At 66.2% G+C, this 1,283-nt stretch carries 3 protein-coding genes; all 3 read left to right on the forward strand.

The features are described from left to right. Position 1: 1 nt before the first annotated feature. On the forward strand, positions 2 to 496 hold the full coding sequence (locus ACSFA3_RS23900; protein WP_435507888.1) for a transposase: 495 nt from the start codon (positions 2 to 4) through the stop codon (positions 494 to 496). Then, a complete protein-coding gene (tnpB, locus tag ACSFA3_RS23905) occupies positions 472 to 822 on the forward strand; it encodes an IS66 family insertion sequence element accessory protein TnpB (protein WP_101488468.1) in 351 nt (116 codons plus the stop codon). Before ACSFA3_RS23900 ends, tnpB begins: the two co-directional genes overlap by 25 nt. Positions 823 to 839: 17 nt before the next feature. Further along, the coding region (locus ACSFA3_RS23910; protein ID WP_475544580.1) for a transposase domain-containing protein at positions 840 to 1,283 on the forward strand (444 nt) is incomplete at its 3' end.

Below are 1,283 nucleotides of genomic sequence, written 5' to 3' on the forward strand. Positions count from 1 at the left end.
GTTGGTTGTGGGGCGTAAGAGTGACGGTCGCGGCGTCTACGACGAAGCCGCCAAGAGGGAGTTGATCGTTGCGTGCCTCAAGCAAGGAGTGTCGGTGGCACGAATGGCGATGGAGCACGGTGTCAACACGAACCTGCTGAGGACGTGGATCGCGGCTTACCAGCGGCGAAGCGCCCAGGTGCCAGCGGGCGACATCGCGCGAATGCAAGATGCGGCATTCGTTGCCGTGCGCGTAGAGGGTGAACAAGATCAGCCTCAGCGAATGCCTCAGCGCGAGTGTGCGGTGGCGGCGCCCGCGATGGCCCATGCACCTGCTACGGCAGTGGCGGTGATCCCGAATGAGAACTCCTTGACGGCACCGACCCCGATGGTCGGGTTGCAGGTGCGCCTGCCCAACGGCGTGCAGCTCGATCTAGGCGAGACGAGCTTGCAGCAATTGCCGACGCTGGTGCAGATGTTGAGCCGACTTCCATGTTCCGCTTCGACGAAGGGCTGAAGGTCTACCTGCACCGCGAGCCGGTGGACTTCCGGTTGAACATCAACGGCCTGGCCGTGCTGGTGGAGCAGGCGCTGGGCCTGGACCCGTTCGCCTCGTGCGCGTACGTGTTCAGCAACCGCCGGCGCGACCGGGTGAAGATCCTGGGTTGGGAGCGCAACGGCTTCTGGCTGTTGCTCAAGCGGCTGGAGAAGGACAGGTTCATCTGGCCTTCGGCCGATGCGGTTCCCACGCTGACGGCCGAACAGCTGCACTGGTTGCTGGAGGGCATCGACATCGCGGTGGTGCAACGCCACTCGCGCCTGCGCTACTCCAGCGTGGCCTGAAGGAACAATGATGGCGCATGCCGATCCAAGCGGGCGTGTCGTCGCCCGCCACCATCACCGCTGAAGAACTCGCCGCGCTCATCGCCGAGCGCGATGCGCTGGCCGGCGCGCTTCGAGTAGCGACCACCGAGCGGGACCTCGCACTGGAGCGGCTGAAGGCGCTGCAGCGCCAGCTGTTTGCGGCCAAGAGCGAAGCCCGCGGCACCGATCAGAAGGACCTGTTCCTCAACGAGGCCGAGGCGCTCGCGCCCACAGATCAGACGCCGCAAGCCGAGACCGACGAAGAGGAGTCGACACCGGTCGCGGGCCATCAACGCAAGAAACGCGGACGCAAGCCGCTGGACCCTGCGCTGCCGCGCGAGATCGTGCGCCACGAACTGCCCGAGGCCGAGCGGGTTTGCGCGCATGACGGGCACGCGCTGGTGGAGAGCGGCGCCGAGGTCAGCGAGCAGAGGGAGGTC

The sequence above is a fragment of the Variovorax glucosi genome, from assembly GCF_051216695.1.
Classification (GTDB): domain Bacteria; phylum Pseudomonadota; class Gammaproteobacteria; order Burkholderiales; family Burkholderiaceae_C; genus Variovorax.